19 protein-coding genes are annotated in these 17,012 nt (G+C 61.8%); 13 read left to right on the top strand and 6 right to left on the bottom strand.

The features are described from left to right. The 3 genes from B3849_RS16880 to B3849_RS16890 all read right to left on the bottom strand — a co-directional run. Positions 1–955 (bottom strand): acetyl-CoA carboxylase carboxyltransferase subunit alpha (locus B3849_RS16880; RefSeq protein WP_286780459.1); only part of this gene is annotated, 955 nt, incomplete at its 3' end. Positions 956–1,019: 64 nt separating this feature from the next. Beyond that, complete coding sequence (locus tag B3849_RS16885) at positions 1,020–1,619, bottom strand: LysE family translocator (protein ID WP_278424816.1); 600 nt, start codon at positions 1,617–1,619, stop codon at positions 1,020–1,022. Positions 1,620–1,723: 104 nt separating this feature from the next. After that, the gene (locus B3849_RS16890) at positions 1,724–2,683 is read right to left on the bottom strand and encodes an L-malyl-CoA/beta-methylmalyl-CoA lyase (protein ID WP_037943086.1); all 960 of its coding nucleotides are present in this window, start codon (positions 2,681–2,683) and stop codon (positions 1,724–1,726) included. 249 nt (positions 2,684–2,932) lie between these two features. On the opposite strand from B3849_RS16890, the gene dgcN reads away from it, so the two are divergent. The 3 genes from dgcN to B3849_RS16905 are packed head-to-tail and all read left to right on the top strand — an operon-like array spanning position 2,933 to position 5,809. Then, positions 2,933–3,934: an N-acetyltransferase DgcN gene (dgcN, locus tag B3849_RS16895; RefSeq protein ID WP_064216388.1), complete on the top strand. Its 1,002-nt coding sequence runs from the start codon at positions 2,933–2,935 to the stop codon at positions 3,932–3,934. 45 nt (positions 3,935–3,979) lie between these two features. Further along, complete coding sequence (gene dgcA / locus B3849_RS16900) at positions 3,980–4,945, top strand: N-acetyl-D-Glu racemase DgcA (RefSeq protein ID WP_278424817.1); 966 nt, start codon at positions 3,980–3,982, stop codon at positions 4,943–4,945. A 3-nt stretch (positions 4,946–4,948) separates the two neighbouring features. Then, entirely contained in the window at positions 4,949–5,809 is an 861-nt protein-coding gene (locus tag B3849_RS16905; protein ID WP_005851201.1) for a D-amino-acid transaminase, read from the top strand. Between the two features lie 31 nt (positions 5,810–5,840). Here the strand turns inward: B3849_RS16905 and B3849_RS16910 are convergent, their stop codons facing one another. Further along, a complete protein-coding gene (locus tag B3849_RS16910) occupies positions 5,841–6,155 on the bottom strand; it encodes a DUF1244 domain-containing protein (protein ID WP_278424818.1) in 315 nt (104 codons plus the stop codon). 280 nt (positions 6,156–6,435) lie between these two features. On the opposite strand from B3849_RS16910, the gene pyk reads away from it, so the two are divergent. From pyk to rplT, 4 genes are all read left to right on the top strand, one after another. Next, positions 6,436–7,881: a pyruvate kinase gene (gene pyk / locus B3849_RS16915; RefSeq protein WP_278424819.1), complete on the top strand. Its 1,446-nt coding sequence runs from the start codon at positions 6,436–6,438 to the stop codon at positions 7,879–7,881. A 44-nt stretch (positions 7,882–7,925) separates the two neighbouring features. Further along, complete coding sequence (locus tag B3849_RS16920; RefSeq protein ID WP_005851207.1) at positions 7,926–8,153, top strand: hypothetical protein; 228 nt, start codon at positions 7,926–7,928, stop codon at positions 8,151–8,153. A gap of 131 nt (positions 8,154–8,284) precedes the next feature. Beyond that, a complete protein-coding gene (gene rpmI / locus B3849_RS16925) occupies positions 8,285–8,485 on the top strand; it encodes a 50S ribosomal protein L35 (RefSeq protein ID WP_005851209.1) in 201 nt (66 codons plus the stop codon). Between the two features lie 15 nt (positions 8,486–8,500). After that, positions 8,501–8,866, top strand: a complete 366-nt coding sequence (gene rplT / locus B3849_RS16930; RefSeq protein ID WP_005851211.1) for a 50S ribosomal protein L20 — start codon at positions 8,501–8,503, stop codon at positions 8,864–8,866. Between the two features lie 72 nt (positions 8,867–8,938). On the opposite strand, the gene B3849_RS16935 is transcribed toward rplT, so the two are convergent. After that, positions 8,939–10,162, bottom strand: a complete 1,224-nt coding sequence (locus B3849_RS16935) for a YbfB/YjiJ family MFS transporter (protein ID WP_278424820.1) — start codon at positions 10,160–10,162, stop codon at positions 8,939–8,941. A gap of 138 nt (positions 10,163–10,300) precedes the next feature. Here B3849_RS16935 and pheS point away from each other — a divergent pair, with 138 nt between their 5' ends. The 6 genes from pheS to mscL all read left to right on the top strand — a co-directional run bounded on the left by pheS (position 10,301) and on the right by mscL (position 16,121). Beyond that, positions 10,301–11,374 (top strand): phenylalanine--tRNA ligase subunit alpha, encoded by a 1,074-nt coding sequence (gene pheS / locus B3849_RS16940; protein ID WP_037954562.1) that lies wholly within the window; start codon positions 10,301–10,303, stop codon positions 11,372–11,374. Positions 11,375–11,439: 65 nt separating this feature from the next. Continuing rightward, positions 11,440–11,721 (top strand): YrhK family protein, encoded by a 282-nt coding sequence (locus B3849_RS16945; RefSeq protein WP_260004718.1) that lies wholly within the window; start codon positions 11,440–11,442, stop codon positions 11,719–11,721. Between the two features lie 8 nt (positions 11,722–11,729). After that, the gene (locus B3849_RS16950; protein ID WP_278374854.1) at positions 11,730–12,581 is read left to right on the top strand and encodes an alpha/beta hydrolase family esterase; all 852 of its coding nucleotides are present in this window, start codon (positions 11,730–11,732) and stop codon (positions 12,579–12,581) included. Between the two features lie 83 nt (positions 12,582–12,664). Further along, positions 12,665–15,064, top strand: a complete 2,400-nt coding sequence (gene pheT / locus B3849_RS16955; protein ID WP_168592665.1) for a phenylalanine--tRNA ligase subunit beta — start codon at positions 12,665–12,667, stop codon at positions 15,062–15,064. Between the two features lie 16 nt (positions 15,065–15,080). Continuing rightward, positions 15,081–15,530 (top strand): YtoQ family protein, encoded by a 450-nt coding sequence (locus tag B3849_RS16960; protein ID WP_278424821.1) that lies wholly within the window; start codon positions 15,081–15,083, stop codon positions 15,528–15,530. Between the two features lie 159 nt (positions 15,531–15,689). Then, a complete protein-coding gene (mscL, locus tag B3849_RS16965; protein WP_005851224.1) occupies positions 15,690–16,121 on the top strand; it encodes a large conductance mechanosensitive channel protein MscL in 432 nt (143 codons plus the stop codon). 72 nt (positions 16,122–16,193) lie between these two features. Here mscL and B3849_RS16970 read toward each other — a convergent pair. Then, positions 16,194–17,012 (bottom strand): alanine dehydrogenase (locus B3849_RS16970; RefSeq protein ID WP_286780460.1); only part of this gene is annotated, 819 nt, incomplete at its 5' end.

Here is a 17,012-nt window from a genome sequence, read left to right on the forward strand (position 1 = left end):
CCAGCCCCTTGGCCCCGAGGTCGAGGAATTTCTTGCGACGATCTGCCACCAGCGCCTTTGGGTCTTTGCCCGACAGGTCATCCAGCATCGCGGCAATCGCCTTGCGCACCGATGCAATTGCCTCTTTCCGATCCCGATGCGCGCCGCCACGGGGTTCGGGGATGATGCGGTCGTTGACGCCCAGTTGTTTCAGATCTTGCGCGGTCAGGCGCAGCGCTTCGGCGGCCTCGCGCATTTTCTCGGCATCTTTCCACAGGATCGATGCGCAGCCCTCGGGCGAGATCACGGAATAGACGGAATGTTCCAGCATGGCGACGCGGTTCGCCGTGGCAAAAGCAACCGCCCCGCCTGACCCACCTTCACCGATGATGACAGAAACCAGCGGCACACCGATCTGCAAGCATTTCTCGGTCGCGCGGGCGATGGCTTCGGATTGGCCACGCTCTTCCGCGCCTTTACCGGGGTAGGCACCGGGGGTGTCGACCAGCGTGATCACGGGCAGCCCGAACTTGTCGGCCAGTTCCATGAGCCGCACGGCTTTGCGGTAGCCTTCGGGGCGGGCCATGCCGAAATTGCGTTCGATACGGGATTTGGTGTCGTTGCCCTTTTCATGGCCGATCACGACGACAGGCGTGTCGTTGAACCGTGCCAGACCGCCCATGACCGCAAGATCATCGGCAAAGTTCCGGTCCCCCGCCAGCGGGGTGTATTCGGTAAAAAGGGCTTCAATATAGTCTTTGCAATGGGGCCGGTCGGGGTGACGTGCCACCTGACATTTGCGCCACGGCGTCAACGACTTGTACAGATCGTCAAGCATTTGGTGGGCTTTTTCGTCCAGCGTTTTGGCTTCGGCGCTCACGTCCATCCCTTCGGAGGACCGCGCCAGAGCGCGCAGCTCTTCCGCTTTGCCTTCCACTTCGGCCAGTGGTTTTTCGAAATCCAGATACTGTGTCATCACCTGCTCCGCGCTTTGTTCAGGGCTATATGGCGTTGATTTGCGGTCTTTGCAACGGAACCTGTCAGCTGGCCGGCCAAAGGGCAGGCAGCAGCGACGCCACAAGCAGCGCGGCCATGGTCACGTTAAACACCCGCAAACGCCGGGGATTGGTTAGAAAACGGGCCATCTGCCCGCCAAGAAGGGTCCAGAGGGTGACCGACGGCAGCGCCATCACCGCCACGACAAGCGCCGTGATCACCAGCGGCAATATGCCGGCAGAGGGCACGTAGATCGTGATGATGCTGAGCCCGAAGGCCCAGGCCTTGGGGTTGACCCATTGAAACCCCGCCGCTTGCAGAAAGCTCAGCGGTTTGGCGTTGGGGGCTGCGCTTTGCACCGGGGCGGCGGTGGCGATCTTATAGGCGAGGTAGATCAGATAGATCAGGCTCAGGATCTTGAGCACCGAATAGATGACGGGAAAGGCGTCAAACACGCGGATCAGGCCAAAGCCCACCAGCAGCAACATGACCATAAAACCAAGGGTGATGCCCATCATATGCGGCACCGTGCGCGCAAAGCCGAAATTTGCGCCCGATGCCATCAGCATCAGGTTGTTCGGCCCCGGCGTGATAGAGGTGATCAGCGCGAAAAGCGCGAGCGCAGAGAGGACATCGATGGTCATGCTGCCTTGATGCCCCAAGCCGCGGGGCATGCCAAGCCCGCTTTGCTGCGGGGGAGGTGGCGCGGCACGAGGGTCGCCTCGCGCCGCTGTTCAGTATCGCGGGGTTAGCGCGAGGCGATCATCTCGGACTGGCGCACGATGACTTCGGCCTGTTTGATGCTGGCGATATCGACCAAACGGCCCTTGTAGACGGTCGCACCTTCGCCGTTGGCCTTGGCTGTTTCCATCGCGGCCAGAATCTCGCGCGCTTCGGCGACGGCTTCGTCGGAGGGGGTGAACACCTCGTTCGCGACGGCGATCTGCTTGGGGTGGATGGCCCATTTGCCGACCATGCCCAAGGTCGCCGACCGGCGCGCCTGCGCGCGGTAGCCTTCGTCGTCCGAGAAATCACCGAACGGACCGTCGACCGGAAGCACGCCGTGGGTCCGGCAGGCGGCCACAATGGCGGTCTGCGCCCAATGCCACGGATCGGACCAATGCTTTGCCCCGTCGCGCAGCATGTAATAGTTTTCCTGCGTGCCACCGATGCCGGTCGTCTGCATCCCCATCGAGGCGGCAAAGTCGGCCGCACCAAGGCTCATCGCTTGCAGGCGCGGGCTGGCGGCGGCGATCTCTTCGACGTGGGCGATACCTGCGGCCGATTCGATAATCACCTCGAACGAGATTTTCTTGGTGCGGCCCTTGGCGGTTTCGATCGCCGTAACCAGCGCGTCGACAGTATAGACGTCAGCGGCGCAGCCGACCTTGGGGATCATGATCTGGTCCAGACGCTCGCCCGCCTGTTCCAGCAGGTCGACGACATCGCGGTACCAGTAAGGTGTATCCAGCCCGTTGATCCGCACGGACAGTGTTTTGTCGCCCCAGTCTACATCGCTGATCGCCTTGATGATATTGGCGCGGGCGCTGTCCTTGTCTGTGGGGGCCACGCTGTCTTCCAGATCAAGGTTGATCACATCGGCGTCGGAACTCGCCATTTTTTCGAAGATCGCCGGGCGCGAACCGGGGCCGAACAATTGGCAGCGGTTGGGACGTGCAGGTGCTGTAGGCTGGATGCGAAAGCTCATATGCGGAATCCTTGAGTAATAAAGTTACGACTTGCTTGCCTTGGGTGGTATTAAATTGCGCTGCGCCCTGCAAGGGTGATCTCGCACCTGCAGCATCGGCGGCTGAATTTCTGTGCACAGTTCTTGCTTGGATGGCCGACTACCCGCAAAATTTCTGCGCCATCTCTTGCGCCTACCACTCATTTGCAACCTTATCGCGCCGAAAGGCTGCGAAACTGAGCCAAAGCCAAATTGCAGGAGCATGTGATCATGATCAAAACACCTTATCTTCTTTTTCTGGGCGACGCGCCGGATCACCTTGCGGTTAAAGTGGCGCAGGGCATCAAGGACTGGCGTCCTGAAAATGCCGTCGGTCAGCTGCGGCTGGACGGGTGCAAGGCGGATCTGGGTCTGACCGATATGACGCTTGCGCAAGCGAAAGAGGCAGGCGCGCAGACCCTGGTGATTGGCGTCGCCAACCGCGGGGGCACCATCAGCGCCACATGGCGCGCCGTGCTGGTCGACGCGCTGGAGGCCGGTTTCGATCTGGCATCCGGCTTGCATAACCTGCTGCGCAACGAGCCAGAGCTCGTGGCCGCCGCCGAGAAACACGGGCGCAGCTTGCATGACGTGCGTATCCCGTCGGTGCAGTACCCGATTGCGAATGGCGTCAAACGCAGCGGGAAGCGCGTGCTTGCGGTCGGCACCGACTGTTCGGTCGGCAAGATGTATACCGCGCTGGCGCTGGACGCGGCGATGAAAGAGAAGGGGCTGAAAAGCAGCTTCCGCGCGACGGGCCAGACCGGTATCCTGATCACCGGCGAAGGTGTTCCTTTGGATGCGGTGATCGCGGATTTCATGGCCGGCTCGATCGAGTATCTGACCCCCGACAATGACGATGATCATTGGGATATCATCGAAGGGCAGGGCAGCTTGTTCCACGTGTCCTATTCCGGCGTCACCATGGCGCTGATCCACGGCGGCCAACCCGATGCGTTGATCCTGTGCCACGAGCCGACCCGCAAGACCATGCGCGGTCTGCCCGACTACACGCTGCCCACGTTGGAAGAAGTGCGCGACGTGGCACTGACGCTGGCAAAGGTTGCCAACGCAGGTTGTCAGGTGGTCGGTATCTCGATCAACACCCAGCATCTGTCGGAGGCAGAGGCAGATGCCTATCTGGCCGAGGTCGAACAACGCTTGGGCTTGCCAGCCGTGGACCCGTTCCGCCAAGGTGCCGCGAGATTGGCGGAGGCTTTGGCAGCCCTCTGATCGGCCCTTCGGGGAGAGTTTAAGTGGCAAAATGAAGGAGCGGATATGCGTATTGAGGTAAGCCGGGATGTCTTTCGGCTGGCGCAGGTCTTTACCATTTCGCGTGGATCGCGGACCGAGGCGCAGGTGCTCACGGTGCGGATCACCGATGGCGGTGTGACGGGGTGGGGCGAATGTGTGCCCTATGCCCGGTATGGCGAGACGCTGGAGTCGGTCACGGCAGAGATCGAAGCGCTGCGCGGGCCGCTGACGCGTGATGCGCTGTATGACCTGCTGCCGGCTGGTGCCGCGCGCAATGCAGTGGATTGTGCCCTGTGGGATCTGCAAGCCAAGCAGGCGGGTAAACCTGTGTGGGAACTGGCGGGGCTGGCGCGACCGGGGCCCGAGATCACGGCCTTTACCCTGTCGTTGGATAGCCCCGAAAAGATGCGCGAACAGGCTGCCTTGCATGCGCATCGCCCGCTGTTGAAGATCAAGCTGGGCACGCCGGATGATATGCCCCGCCTTGAGGCTGTGCGCGCCGGTGCGCCTGATGCGCAAATCATCATCGATGCGAATGAGGGCTGGTCGGCAGAGGTTTATGCCGATCTTGCCCCGCATCTGGTGCGGCTGGGTGTGTCATTGGTTGAACAGCCTTTGCCCGCAGGGGATGACGATGCGCTCGTCGGGATGGAGCGGCCCGTGCCGGTCTGTGCCGATGAAAGCTGTCATGACCGTGCGAGCCTTGCTGCGCTGAAAGGCAAATACGATGTGGTCAACGTCAAGCTGGACAAGACCGGTGGTCTGACCGAGGCGCTGGCGCTGCGCGATGCGGCTGTCGCGCAGGGCTATGAGGTCATGGTGGGGTGCATGGTCGGGTCGTCGCTCGCGATGGCTCCGGCGGTGCTGGTGGCGCAGGGGGCAAAGGTCGTGGACCTTGACGGCCCGCTGCTTCTGGCCGAAGACCGCGACAACGCTTTGACATTTGACGCCGCCGGGGTGCATCCGCCTGCGGCCAAGCTTTGGGGATAAGACATGCGGACTGTATATGTGAACGGCGAATACCTGCCCGAGACCGAAGCCAAGGTTTCGATCTTTGATCGCGGGTTTCTGATGGCGGACGGGGTCTATGAGGTCACCAGCGTGCTGGACGGCAAGCTGATCGACTTTGACGGCCATGCGATCCGGCTCAGCCGGTCGTTGAACGAGCTACAGATGCGCAACCCGATCTCGAAGGAGGACCTGCTGGAGGTCCACCGCGAACTGGTGCGCGTGAACGAGATCGACGAGGGGCTGATCTATTTGCAGATCACCCGCGGATCGGACGGGGACCGCGACTTTGCCTTCCCCGATCCCGAGACGACAGAGCCGACGATTGTCTTGTTCACCCAGTCCAAACCCGGTCTAGCCGACAGCCCCGCCGCCAAGAAAGGTGCCAAGATCATCAGCATCGAAGACATCCGCTGGGGCCGTCGCGATATCAAGACGGTGCAGCTGCTGTATCCGTCGATGGGCAAGATGATGGCCAAGAAAGCGGGCTGCGATGATGCCTGGATGGTCGAGGACGGCTTTGTCACCGAAGGCACCAGCAACAACGCCTATATCGTGATGGGCAACAAGATCATCACCCGCGCCCTGAGCAACGAGATTTTGCACGGCATCACCCGCGCTGCGGTTCTGCGTTTCGCCAAAGAGGCGCAGATGGTGGTGGAAGAGCGTAACTTTACCATCCACGAAGCGCAGCAGGCGGATGAGGCGTTTACCACCTCCGCCAGCGCTTTTGTCATGCCCGTGGTCGAGATCGACGGCGTGGCCTTGGGCGATGGAACACCGGGCAAGGTCGCGCCGCGTCTGCGCGAGATCTATCTGGACGAGATGCGCAAGGCGGCGGTCTAACCCGCCTTGCCAAGGGGCTGGCTGCGCGCGGTCAGCCCTTTTCGCCGACGTTCTGTTCGAAGGCGACCTTGAACGCCTCTTTCTGCGCGTCCTGCGCGTCGGTCTGATAGTTGGCTTTCCATGCGTCCATGGTCATGCCGTAGAACAGTTCGCGCGCTTCTTCCTTGCCCATGTCGATCCCGCGTTCGTTTGCGGCTTCTTGATACCAGCGCGACAGGCAGTTGCGGCAAAATCCGGCCAGGTTCATCATGTCGATGTTCTGCACGTCCGTGCGGTCTTGCATCAGGTGTTGTTGCAGCCGGCGAAACGCCGCAGCCTGAAGTTCGATTTCCTGTTGTGTGGGCATTATGCTCTCCTGCAAGTGGGGTGGGGCCAAGCTATGGGCTGGCCGGTGCGGGTTCAAGGCGGCGGGCCATGAATGTGGCACGGCCTTCCGCCGCCCGCTGTCATCGTGCTGTCATACTGTGGTGGGCATAGACGGGGCGGGCGATCTTCGCTAAGTGTTAACGCCAACACATGTTAACGCTAACTTATTTACTATCCACTCTGACCGCCGCGCGTGTTAGACCCGTGGCAAAGAGCGCAGGGGCTGCCAAAGCCCGCAGATGAAAAGGGACGTCACCAGTATGAAACGCACGCGGAATGTCAAAGTAGTTGCCACCTTGGGTCCGGCCTCGGATACGCACGAGACGATATCGGCACTGTTTCACGCGGGCGCGGATGTGTTCCGGTTGAACATGAGCCACGGCAGCCATGACGAAATCCGGATCAAGCACCAGATCATCCGCCAGATCGAAGAAGAAACGGGATCCACGATCGGTATTCTCGCGGATCTTCAGGGGCCAAAGCTGCGTGTGGGTGTCTTTTCGGGGGACAGCGAATTGCTGGTCGAGGGCGCGTCCTTCCGGCTGGATCTGGACGAGGCAGAGGGCAATGCCCGCCGCGTGAGCCTGCCGCACCCCGAGATTTTCCAGGCGCTTGAACCGGGCGCATCGCTGTTGGTCAATGACGGCAAGATCCGTTTGAAGGTCAAGGAATGCGGCCCTGATTTCGCGGAGTGCGAAGTGATGATCGGCGGCGTGATCTCTAACCGCAAAGGCGTGAACGTGCCGGATGTGGTGCTGCCGCTGGCCGCCCTGTCGGAAAAAGACCGCGCCGATCTGGAATTCGTGTGCGAGCTGGGGGTCGACTGGCTGGCGCTGAGCTTTGTGCAGCGTCCCGAAGATGTGACCGAAGCGCGCGACCTAGCCAAGGGCCGTGCCGCATTGCTGAGCAAGATCGAAAAGCCGTCGGCCGTGGACCGGTTCGAGGACATTCTGGCGGTGAGCGACGGTATCATGGTTGCGCGCGGTGATCTGGGGGTTGAACTGCCGGTGCAGAACGTGCCGCCGATCCAGAAACGACTGGTGCGCAAATGCCGTGCGGCGGCAAAGCCGGTGATCGTGGCGACGCAGATGCTGGAATCGATGATCGAAAGCCCGATCCCCACCCGGGCCGAGGTATCAGATGTCGCGACCGCCATTTATGAAGGGGCCGATGCGGTGATGTTGTCAGCGGAATCCGCGGCCGGTGCCTATCCGGTCGAGGCGGTGCGCACGATGGATAACGTGGCCACCGAGGTAGAGCAGGATCCGACCTACACCCAGATTATCGAATCGTCGCGCAAGGTGGACCGCATGACCGTGGCGGACGGTATCGTTGCCGCCGCACGCGAGATTGCGGAAACCGCGAACATCAAGGCAATCTGTTGCTTCACCCAAAGCGGGACCACGGCGCTGTTGACCGCACGTGAACGCCCGCGGGTGCCGATCATCGCGTTGTCACCTCTGGTCAAGACCGCGCGCCGTCTGGCGCTTACCTGGGGCGTCAATTGCGTTCAGACCGGCACGCTGGAACGCTTCAAGATGGCCGTGGTCAGCGCCGCACGCGTTGCCCGTGACGAAGGCTATGCCGGGCCGGAGGATATGATCGTTGTCACCGCAGGTGTGCCTTTCAACGTCGAGGGCAGCACAAATATCCTGCGCGTCGCACCCTGCGACGAACGATTGATTTTTAATACCGATCCGGAATAACCTCTGGTCAGGTAACAAGAATATATCGAGCAAGGGCAGGAATAATGGATACTGATCTGATTTTGGTGATTGGTCTTGCCCTTGCTGTGCTTTCTATCCCCTCTGTCGTGTCGGCCTTCTCTGATGGCCGTGCGCCGCGCGCGTCGGCATTGACGGTGCTGATCGCGGGCGGGATGATCGTCTATGCCATCAACACCCATCCGGGCGGCTATGCGTTGGAAGACGTGCCAGACGCCGTTTTGCATGTGATTGCGCGCTACAAGTTCTGGTAAGCGCAGGCGTTTCGCGCTTTTGCCCTTGCTTTGGGCCCCTGTCCCTCCTATACGCCAGCTTCGTTCCGCGCGTCCGGCCTTCGTGGCATGCCGAGTCGCGCACTTACCGAACTCAAGTTAAGGAGACGGAAATGCCCAAGATGAAGACGAAATCGAGCGCCAAGAAGCGCTTTAAGATCTCGGCGACCGGCAAGGTCATCGGCGGTCAGGCTGGCAAACAGCATGGTATGATCAAACGGACGAAAAAATTCATCCGTGACGCGCGTGGGACAACAGCTTTGTCTGCACCCGACGCCAAGATCATCAAGGGCTTCATGCCCTACGACCGCTAAGATAGGAGAGCCGATATGTCCCGTACAAAAGGTGGTGTCGTTACCCACGCCCGTCACAAAAAGGTAATCAAAGCAGCCAAAGGTTACTATGGCCGCCGCAAGAACACCTTTAAGGTCGCCCGTCAGGCGGTCGACAAAGCCAACCAATACGCCACGCGCGACCGTAAGAACCGCAAGCGGAACTTCCGCGCATTGTGGATCCAGCGGATCAACGCCGCTGTGCGCAGCCACGACGAAGCACTGACATACAGCCGCTTCATCAACGGTCTGTCCCTGGCTGGTATCGAAGTGGACCGGAAGGTTCTGTCCGACCTGGCCATCAACGAGCCCGAAGCATTCGGTGCCATCGTGAAGCAAGCACAAGACGCACTGGCCGCGTAAGCGCCCTTTGCCGACCCCAAGTTTTAGAACGCCGCCCTGACATCGGGGCGGCGTTTTTCGTTTGTGCGGTGATCAGCCGGGGTCTTGTTGCGGCAGCGGTTTTTGAAACACCACCACAGCGGCCCCTGTCAGCAGGATCGCAGCGGCAGCCAGGAGGCTGGACCCGATATTGCCCGTCAGGTCGCCCAAGGCACCGGCGGCGAAGGGGCCTGCGGTCTGCGCGATGGCAAAGACCACCGTAAACAGGCTCATCGCGGCGGCCCAGCTTTCGGCAGGCAGGTTCTGGCGGATAAAGCTGGTGATCGCGCCGGGGGCCATGAAGACGCAAAGCCCGAAAACCACGGCTGAAATCACCACGGCCCCACCCGCAGGCAGGACGAGCGGCAGCGCCGACCCGATTGCGATGCCGGTCAGGATCATCGCCAAGGGCTTGCCCGAAGCGTGCCGCGCCAATACCCCGCGCCAGACGAAGGGCGAGGCGATCAGCGCCACCCCCATGATGATCCACACCGCCGAGATCAGCAGCGCCGGTGCCTGTTGATCCGTCATCCACGCAGACAGGAACGTCAGATAGACGATATAACCCATGGCAAAACCGACGTAGCCTGCAAGCTCTCTCCAGATCAGGTGCAGCTTGATGCCGCCGGCTGCTGTATTCCGCTGTGCAGGCACCGACAGACGCGCCGCGGCCCATAGGGACAGAGGCAGGCAGGCGACGCTGATCGCGCCGATGATATACCAGCCATAGCGCCATGATCCGGTGCCCCAGAGCTCTATCATCAGGGGCAGGGATGCGCCTGCCAGCATGATCCCGATGCCGCCCCCTGCGCCGAACAGGATCGCGATCGCCAGCGCATTGCGGCGCGCGTCGCCCGGAAACAGCCGCGCGGTCAGAACGCCTGCGGTGGAAAAGGACATTGCACCGAACACCCCCGCCGCGATCCGCCAGAAGGTCTGCCAGCCCATCGTCGCCTCGTACCCCGTCGCCAACAGCGTCAGCGTCGTGGTCACCATGCCGAACCCGAACAACCGCGCAGGCGCGATGCGCCCGATCAGCAGCAGCGTCAGCACCGCGCCGATGATATAGCCGATGGCATTCGCCGTGTTCAGCCAGCCCGCCTGCGCATAGGTCCAGTCCAGCTCGGTCTTCATCGCGGGCAGGATCAGCCCGTAGGCAAAGCGCGCGAACCCGTTGGTGACCGTCACCCCCAGCGTCAGGCCAAGCAGCGCCAGCCAGGGCCGTGTGACAGGGCGGGGCAGGGACGGGTTGCTGTCGGGTTGTAAAATCTCTGCCACGCGCGGCACCCCCTTGATGGTTTGCGCCACTATGTGCCCGCGGTTTCAGCATCACAAGACCCGCTTCAAATGGCCCTGCCGCTTGTATTCGGGGCCAATTCTGCTAGCACCAGCCCGAGCAAAAGACATGAGGCCGATATGGACGACCTGAAAGCGAAATATCTGGGCCAGATCGCTGGTGCCGCCGACGAAGCCGCGTTGGAGGACATCCGTCTGGCCGCCGTGGGTAAAAAGGGCGAAGTCGCCCTGAAGATGCGCGAGCTGGGCCGTATGACGCCCGAAGAACGCCAGACAGTCGGCCCCGCGCTGAACGCGCTCAAGGACGAGATCAACTCCGCCATTGCCGCGAAGAAAGCAGCACTTGGGGATGCGGCCCTTGATGAACGGCTGCGCAGCGAATGGCTGGACGTGACATTGCCCACGCGCGCGACGCGACAGGGCACGATCCACCCCGTCAGCCAGGTGACCGAGGAAGTGACCGCGATCTTCGCCGAGCTGGGATTCTCTGTCGCCGAAGGGCCGCGCATCGACACCGATTGGTATAACTTCGACGCGCTGAACATCCCCGGCCATCACCCCGCACGCGCCGAGATGGACACGTTCTATATGGCCCGTGCCGAGGGCGACGATCGTCCGCCCCACGTGCTGCGCACGCACACCAGCCCCGTGCAGATCCGCACGATGGAGGCCGAAGGCGCGCCCCTGCGCATCATCTGCCCCGGTGGCGTCTACCGTGCCGACTATGACCAGACCCACACGCCGATGTTCCATCAGGTCGAAGGTCTGGCGATCGACAAAGACATCTCTATGGCGAACCTGAAATGGACGCTGGAGGAATTCTTTAGCGCGTTCTTCGAGGTCGAGGGCATCAAGACCCGCTTCCGCGCCTCGCACTTCCCCTTCACCGAGCCTTCGGCAGAAGTTGATATCCAGTGTTCCTGGGTCGACGGGCAGCTGCGCATCGGCGAAGGCGACGGCTGGATGGAGGTGCTGGGCTCCGGCATGGTCCACCCGAAGGTGCTGCAAGCGGGCGGGATCGACCCGAACGAATGGCAGGGCTTTGCCTTTGGCATGGGCATCGACCGCATCGCGATGCTGAAATACGGCATCCCCGATTTGCGGGCATTCTTTGACAGCGACCTGCGTTGGCTGCGGCACTACGGGTTTGCAAGCTTGGATCAGCCGACGCTGCATGGTGGTTTGAGCCGCTAATCGATCGGCGCGGTGTCCGTCGCTGGGCACCGCGTCGCTTGTCCGGTGAACAAGGGCAGGGTCCCATGAAAATATTTCGCAATGAACGTCGGGACCAATCCGAGGCGCACCGCAGGCTTTATGCACGGTTCGAGTTGGCCCATACGGTTGTCGATTTCATGGCTGCTTTTTGCTTTATTGTCGGGTCGGTCATGTTCTTTAGCGACGCTTGGCTTACGCCGGGCACATGGCTGTTCCTGATCGGGTCGCTGCTGTTTGCTGCCAAACCAACCCTGCGTCTGATCCGCGAGATCAAGCTTTATCGCATGGGCGATGTGGACGATCTCGCGCATCGGTTTGAGGATTAGAGAAACCCGTGAGCCTCTCCGCCTTTTTCTACGCCATGACCGCGCGGCCAAAAGCACTTGTACAGGCCGCGATGCTCGCCTGCGCGCTTTTTGCCGCGCCAATGATTGCCACCGCCCAAACCCTCCCGCCCTGCGGCGGCGACATCCCCTGTGAACTCGGCAACCGCAGCTACAATATCCTGATGCCCGATGATTGGGACGGCGTGACGCCCCTGCCTGTCATGATGCATTTCCACGCTTTCCTGCGGCGCGGGCGCACGGTGATCCATCATCCGCGCATCGGGTCCGAGACAAAGCCCCGTGGTGTGATGCTGGTGGCCCCGTCGGCGCAGCATCGGGCGTGGCGGTTCTGGCAGGATGACCCTGCGGATATCGCCTTTGCTGACGCGGTGCTGGCGGATGTGGCGAAACGCTATCCGGTGGATCAAAGCCAGATCTATATCTCGGGGTTCAGTTTCGGGGCGGCAATGGCGTGGCGCTATGCCTGCGCGCGCGGCGACCGGATCGCGGGTCTGATGACCATGTCGGGCACGATCAAACAGGCCAGCACCTGCGCCAACCCGCCGCGTCAGGTCCGCCATGTGCACGGGCTCAACGACCTGTGGATGAGCCTGCCGCGCGGGCCTGAGCATGACACCACCAATGTCGTCGCCCTGTGGCGCAAGGCGTTCCGCTGCGGCAAGGGCCGGCTGGACGGCGCGCTGACCCTCGCCCCGGGGGTAGAGTTCGCGCATTTCACCTGGGACAATTGCGCCGGCGACCGCAGCGTGACGCTGGACATCCATACCGGCGGACATTTCATCCCGACCGGATGGCTTGGCTACCAGCTGGACGGGTTGATGCCCAAAACACCGGGCTAGGCGCAAAACGCAGCCGCACCGCATTGAAACCGCGCCGATTAAACGCTACGCCCTAGCGCAAGCATTGCATGAGGATCACCGCCATGAAATTCACACTGTCCTGGCTGAAGGAACATCTCGACACCACCGCGTCGATCGATGAAATCACCTATGCGCTGACCGATCTGGGGCTCGAGGTCGAAGGCGTCGAAGACCGTGGCGCGAAGCTGGCGGATTTTACGCTGGGCTATGTGCAATCGGCAGAAAAGCACCCCGACGCGGATCGTTTGCAGATCTGTCAGGTGGATACCGACGAAGGCGTCCAGCAGATCATCTGCGGTGCCCCGAACGCGCGTCAGGGCATCACCGTGGTTGTGGCAAAGCCGGGCGTCTATGTGCCGGGCATCGATACCACCATTGGCGTTGGCAAGATCCGTGGCGTCGAAAGCTTTGGCATGATGGCGTCAGAGCGCGAGCTTGAGCTGTCCGAGGAACATGACGGTATCATCGAGCTGCCCTCGGGCAATGTCGGCGACCGGTTCATCGACTGGCTGGCGGAAAACGACCCCGCCAAGGTTGACCCCGTGATCGAGATCGCGATTACCCCCAACCGTCCCGATGCCTTGGGTGTGCGCGGGATCGCGCGTGATCTGGCGGCCCGTGGTCTGGGCACGCTGAAACAGCGCGATGTGCCTGCGGTCGAGGGGCAGTTCCCGTGCCCGATCTCTGTTTCGATCGACGAAGATACGCTGGACCAATGTCCGGTTTTCTACGGTCGTGTGATCCGCGGCGTCAAAAACGGCCCGTCGCCGGCGTGGTTGCAGGACAAGCTGCGCGCCATTGGCCTGCGCCCGATCTCGTTCCTCGTCGATGTAACGAACTTCTTCACCTATGACCGCAACCGTCCTTTGCACGTGTTCGACGCGGATAAGGTCGCGGGCAACAGCCTGCGCATCCACCGCGCCAAGGGCGGCGAGACCCTGATGGGGCTGGACGACAAGGAATATACCTTCAGCGAAGGCATGACCCTGATTTCGGACGCCGAAAAGGTCGAAAGCATCGCGGGTGTGATGGGCGGCGCGGAAAGCGGCTGTTCCATGGACACGGTGAATGTCTTTGTCGAAGCGGCCTATTTCGATCCGGTGCGCACCGCCTACACGGGCCGCGCGCTCAAGATCAACTCGGACGCGCGCTATCGCTTTGAACGGGGGATCGACCCCGAATGGACGCCCTATGCCATCGAACATGCGACCCAGATGATCCTGGACATCGCAGGCGGTGAGGCGTCCGAAGTTGTCGTTGCGGGCAAGGTGCCGGACTATTCTCGCGCCTACAAGCTGGACGCGGCGCGCGTGCAGTCGCTGGTGGGGATGACCATCTCGGAAAGCGAGCAGCGCAAGACGCTGACAGCACTTGGCTTCCGTCTGGAAGGCGACATGGCGCATGTCCCAAGCTGGCGCCCCGATGTGCAGGGCGAAGCCGATCTGGTCGAGGAAGTCGCGCGGATTGCGTCACTCACCAAGCTTGAAGGGCGCCCCTTGCCGCGCCTGACGACCGGCGTGCCCAAGCCCGTCCTGTCGCCGATGCAGCGCCGCGAGGCCATCGCGCGCCGCGCCTGCGCCGCCTTGGGCTACAACGAATGTGTGTCTTACAGCTTTATCGATCAGGCGTCTGCCGCGCTGTTTGGTGGCGGCACCGATGACACCCGTCTGGAAAACCCGATCAGCAATGACATGAGCCATATGCGCCCCTCGCTGTTGCCCGCCTTGCTGCAGGCCGCGGCCCGCAATCAGGCGCGGGGCTTTCCTGACATGGCGCTGTTCGAGGTCGGCCCCGTCTTCACCGGCGGCGAGCCCGGCGATCAGCATCTGCAGATCAGCGGCCTGCTGACCGGCAGCACCGGTCCCAAGGATGTGCACGGCGCATCGCGTCCGGTCGATGTGTTCGACGTCAAGGCGGATATCGAGGCGGTCCTGTCCGCCATCGGTGCCCCCGCCAAGGTGCAGATCAACCGCAATGGCGCTGACTGGTTCCACCCCGGACGTCACGGGCAGATCTGTCTTGGCCCGAAAAAAGTGCTTGGCGTCTTTGGCGAAATTCACCCGCGGGTTCTGGCGGCACTGGATGTGAAAGGGCCCGCGATGGGCTTCACCATCTGGCCAGCCGAGGTGCCCTTGCCGCGCAAGTCCGGTGCCACACGTCCCGCGTTGAACACCAGCGCGCTGCAAGCGGTGGAACGCGACTTTGCCTTTGTGGTGGATGCCGATGTTGACGCGCTGACGCTGGTCAATGCGGCGATGGGGGCGGACAAGGCCCTGATTGACGATGTGCGCGTCTTTGATGAATTCATCGGCGGTGCCTTGGGCGAGGGGAAAAAATCGCTTGCCCTCACGGTACGGATGCAGCCAAGCGACAAGACACTGAAAGACGCGGATATCGAGGCGGTTGGCGCCAAGGTCATCGACAAGGTGACCAAAGCCAGCGGCGGCGTGCTGCGCGGCTAAAGCGAACGGAGGCGGTATGACACTGCATGTATATCTCTCGGGTGAAATCCACACCGACTGGCGCGATCAGATCATCGATGGCGCGGCGGGGGTGGATGTTGTGTTCACCGGCCCTGTCACCGACCACGCGGCCAGCGACGACTGCGGTGTGGCGATCCTAGGGGCCGAGGAAAACAAGTTCTGGCACGACCGCAAGGGCGCACAGCTGAACGCGATCCGCACCCGCAAGGGCATCGAAGAGGCGGATGTCGTGGTCGTGCGTTTTGGCGATCAGTACAAACAGTGGAACGCGGCTTTTGATGCAGGCTATGCGGCGGCTCTGGGGAAATCTCTGGTGATCCTGCATGGGGCCGACCACGCGCACGCGCTGAAAGAGGTCGACGCCGCAGCTTTGGCTGTCGCCCAAGAGCCCGCGCAGGTCGTGCAGATCCTGCGCTATGTGCTGACAGGCACCCTGCCAGAGTAAGCACGCTTTGCACCGGATTGCGCGGTTTTCGCCTCTGTAAGGGGGAAAACCGTGCTTATCCGACAAAAACCCATCGTTATTTGGAAAACTTGTGCTAACGCATGCGCAGTATGTCGTGCGACGTAGCGGACACGACTTTCAATCATACGAGGGACAGACATGATTCAAGAATTCAAGGATTTCATTGCCAAGGGCAATGTTATGGACCTGGCAGTCGGTATCATTATCGGCGCGGCGTTTACGGCTATTGTGACCTCGCTGGTCAGCGATCTGATCAACCCTGTGATCGGTCTGGTCCTTGGCGGCGTTGATTTCACCAGCATGTATGTGGTGCTGTCTGGCGATGTGCCTGCGGGTACCGGTCTGGACGCGGCGCGCGAAACCGGCGCGGCGATCTTTGCCTATGGCGCGTTCATCACGGCCTGCATCAACTTCCTGATTATCGCTTTTGTGGTGTTCATGCTGGTCAAATCCGTTAACCGCCTGAAATCGCTGGCCGAACGCCCTGATGATGTCGCTCCCGAAGTGGCGACTGGCCCCAGCCAGTTGGATGTGCTGCTGCAAATTCGCGATGAGCTTGCCAAGAAGTAAGCGTTTCAACGGCGTGAAACGAAAAGGCCCGCAGGTGCACTGCGGGCCTTTTGCGTAGTGCGTAGGGGGTGGTTAACCGGCGATGGCCTGATCGGCGGTGATCGCCTCCATCCCGAGCGCTTCGGCCACGGCGGCGTAGGTCAGCTGACCTGCGTGCACGTTCAGACCTGCCTTGAGGTGGGGATCGTCGGCGCAGGCTTGCTTCCAGCCTTTATCCGCCAGTGCCAGCATGAACGGCATCGTGGCGTTGCCAAGCGCAATGGTCGATGTCCGCGCCACGGCACCGGGCATGTTGGCAACGCAGTAATGCACCACGCCGTCGATCTCGAAGGTCGGCTCGGCATGGGTGGTGGCGCGCGATGTCTCGAAGCAGCCGCCCTGGTCGATGGCGACATCGACCAGCACCGCGCCCTTCTTCATGCCGGGCAGCATGGCCCGCGTCACCAGCTTCGGCGCCGAGGCGCCGGGGATCAGCACCGCGCCGATGACCGCGTCGGCGGCGAAGACCTCTTCCTCGATCGCCGTACTGGTGGAATAGCGCGTCTGCACACGGCCGGCGAAGAGATCGTCGAGCTCGCGCAGACGGGCGATCGAGCCGTCGAGGATGGTGACGTCCGCGCCGAGGCCGATCGCCATCTTGGCGGCTTCCTTGCCGACCACGCCGCCGCCGATGATCACGACCCGGCTGGCATGGACGCCCGGCACGCCGCCAATCAGCACACCGCGGCCGCCCTTGGCCTTTTCGAGAGCCGAGGCCCCGGCCTGAACGGCGAGGCGTCCGGCAACCTGGCTCATTGGCTTGAGCAGGGGCAAGCCGCCGGTGCGGTCAGTCACGGTTTCGTAGGCGATGCAAGTTGCGCCGGATTTCATCAAATCCTGCGTCTGTTCCGG

The organism is Sulfitobacter sp. UBA4523, assembly GCF_002388305.1.
Classification (GTDB): Bacteria; Pseudomonadota; Alphaproteobacteria; order Rhodobacterales; family Rhodobacteraceae; genus Sulfitobacter; species Sulfitobacter pontiacus.

Bases quoted from the DNA above. Each gene is read 5' to 3' on its own strand.
- B3849_RS16885 (WP_278424816.1), bottom strand. From the start codon at position 1,619: ATGACCATCGATGTCCTCTCTGCGCTCGCGCTTTTCGCGCTGATCACC.
- B3849_RS16890 (WP_037943086.1), bottom strand. From the start codon at position 2,683: ATGAGCTTTCGCATCCAGCCTACAGCACCTGCACGTCCCAACCGCTGC.
- dgcN (WP_064216388.1), top strand. From the start codon at position 2,933: ATGATCAAAACACCTTATCTTCTTTTTCTGGGCGACGCGCCGGATCAC.
- dgcA (WP_278424817.1), top strand. From the start codon at position 3,980: ATGCGTATTGAGGTAAGCCGGGATGTCTTTCGGCTGGCGCAGGTCTTT.
- B3849_RS16905 (WP_005851201.1), top strand. From the start codon at position 4,949: ATGCGGACTGTATATGTGAACGGCGAATACCTGCCCGAGACCGAAGCC.
- B3849_RS16910 (WP_278424818.1), bottom strand. From the start codon at position 6,155: ATGCCCACACAACAGGAAATCGAACTTCAGGCTGCGGCGTTTCGCCGG.
- pyk (WP_278424819.1), top strand. From the start codon at position 6,436: ATGAAACGCACGCGGAATGTCAAAGTAGTTGCCACCTTGGGTCCGGCC.
- B3849_RS16920 (WP_005851207.1), top strand. From the start codon at position 7,926: ATGGATACTGATCTGATTTTGGTGATTGGTCTTGCCCTTGCTGTGCTT.
- rpmI (WP_005851209.1), top strand. From the start codon at position 8,285: ATGCCCAAGATGAAGACGAAATCGAGCGCCAAGAAGCGCTTTAAGATC.
- rplT (WP_005851211.1), top strand. From the start codon at position 8,501: ATGTCCCGTACAAAAGGTGGTGTCGTTACCCACGCCCGTCACAAAAAG.
- pheS (WP_037954562.1), top strand. From the start codon at position 10,301: ATGGACGACCTGAAAGCGAAATATCTGGGCCAGATCGCTGGTGCCGCC.
- B3849_RS16945 (WP_260004718.1), top strand. From the start codon at position 11,440: ATGAAAATATTTCGCAATGAACGTCGGGACCAATCCGAGGCGCACCGC.
- pheT (WP_168592665.1), top strand. From the start codon at position 12,665: ATGAAATTCACACTGTCCTGGCTGAAGGAACATCTCGACACCACCGCG.
- B3849_RS16960 (WP_278424821.1), top strand. From the start codon at position 15,081: ATGACACTGCATGTATATCTCTCGGGTGAAATCCACACCGACTGGCGC.
- mscL (WP_005851224.1), top strand. From the start codon at position 15,690: ATGATTCAAGAATTCAAGGATTTCATTGCCAAGGGCAATGTTATGGAC.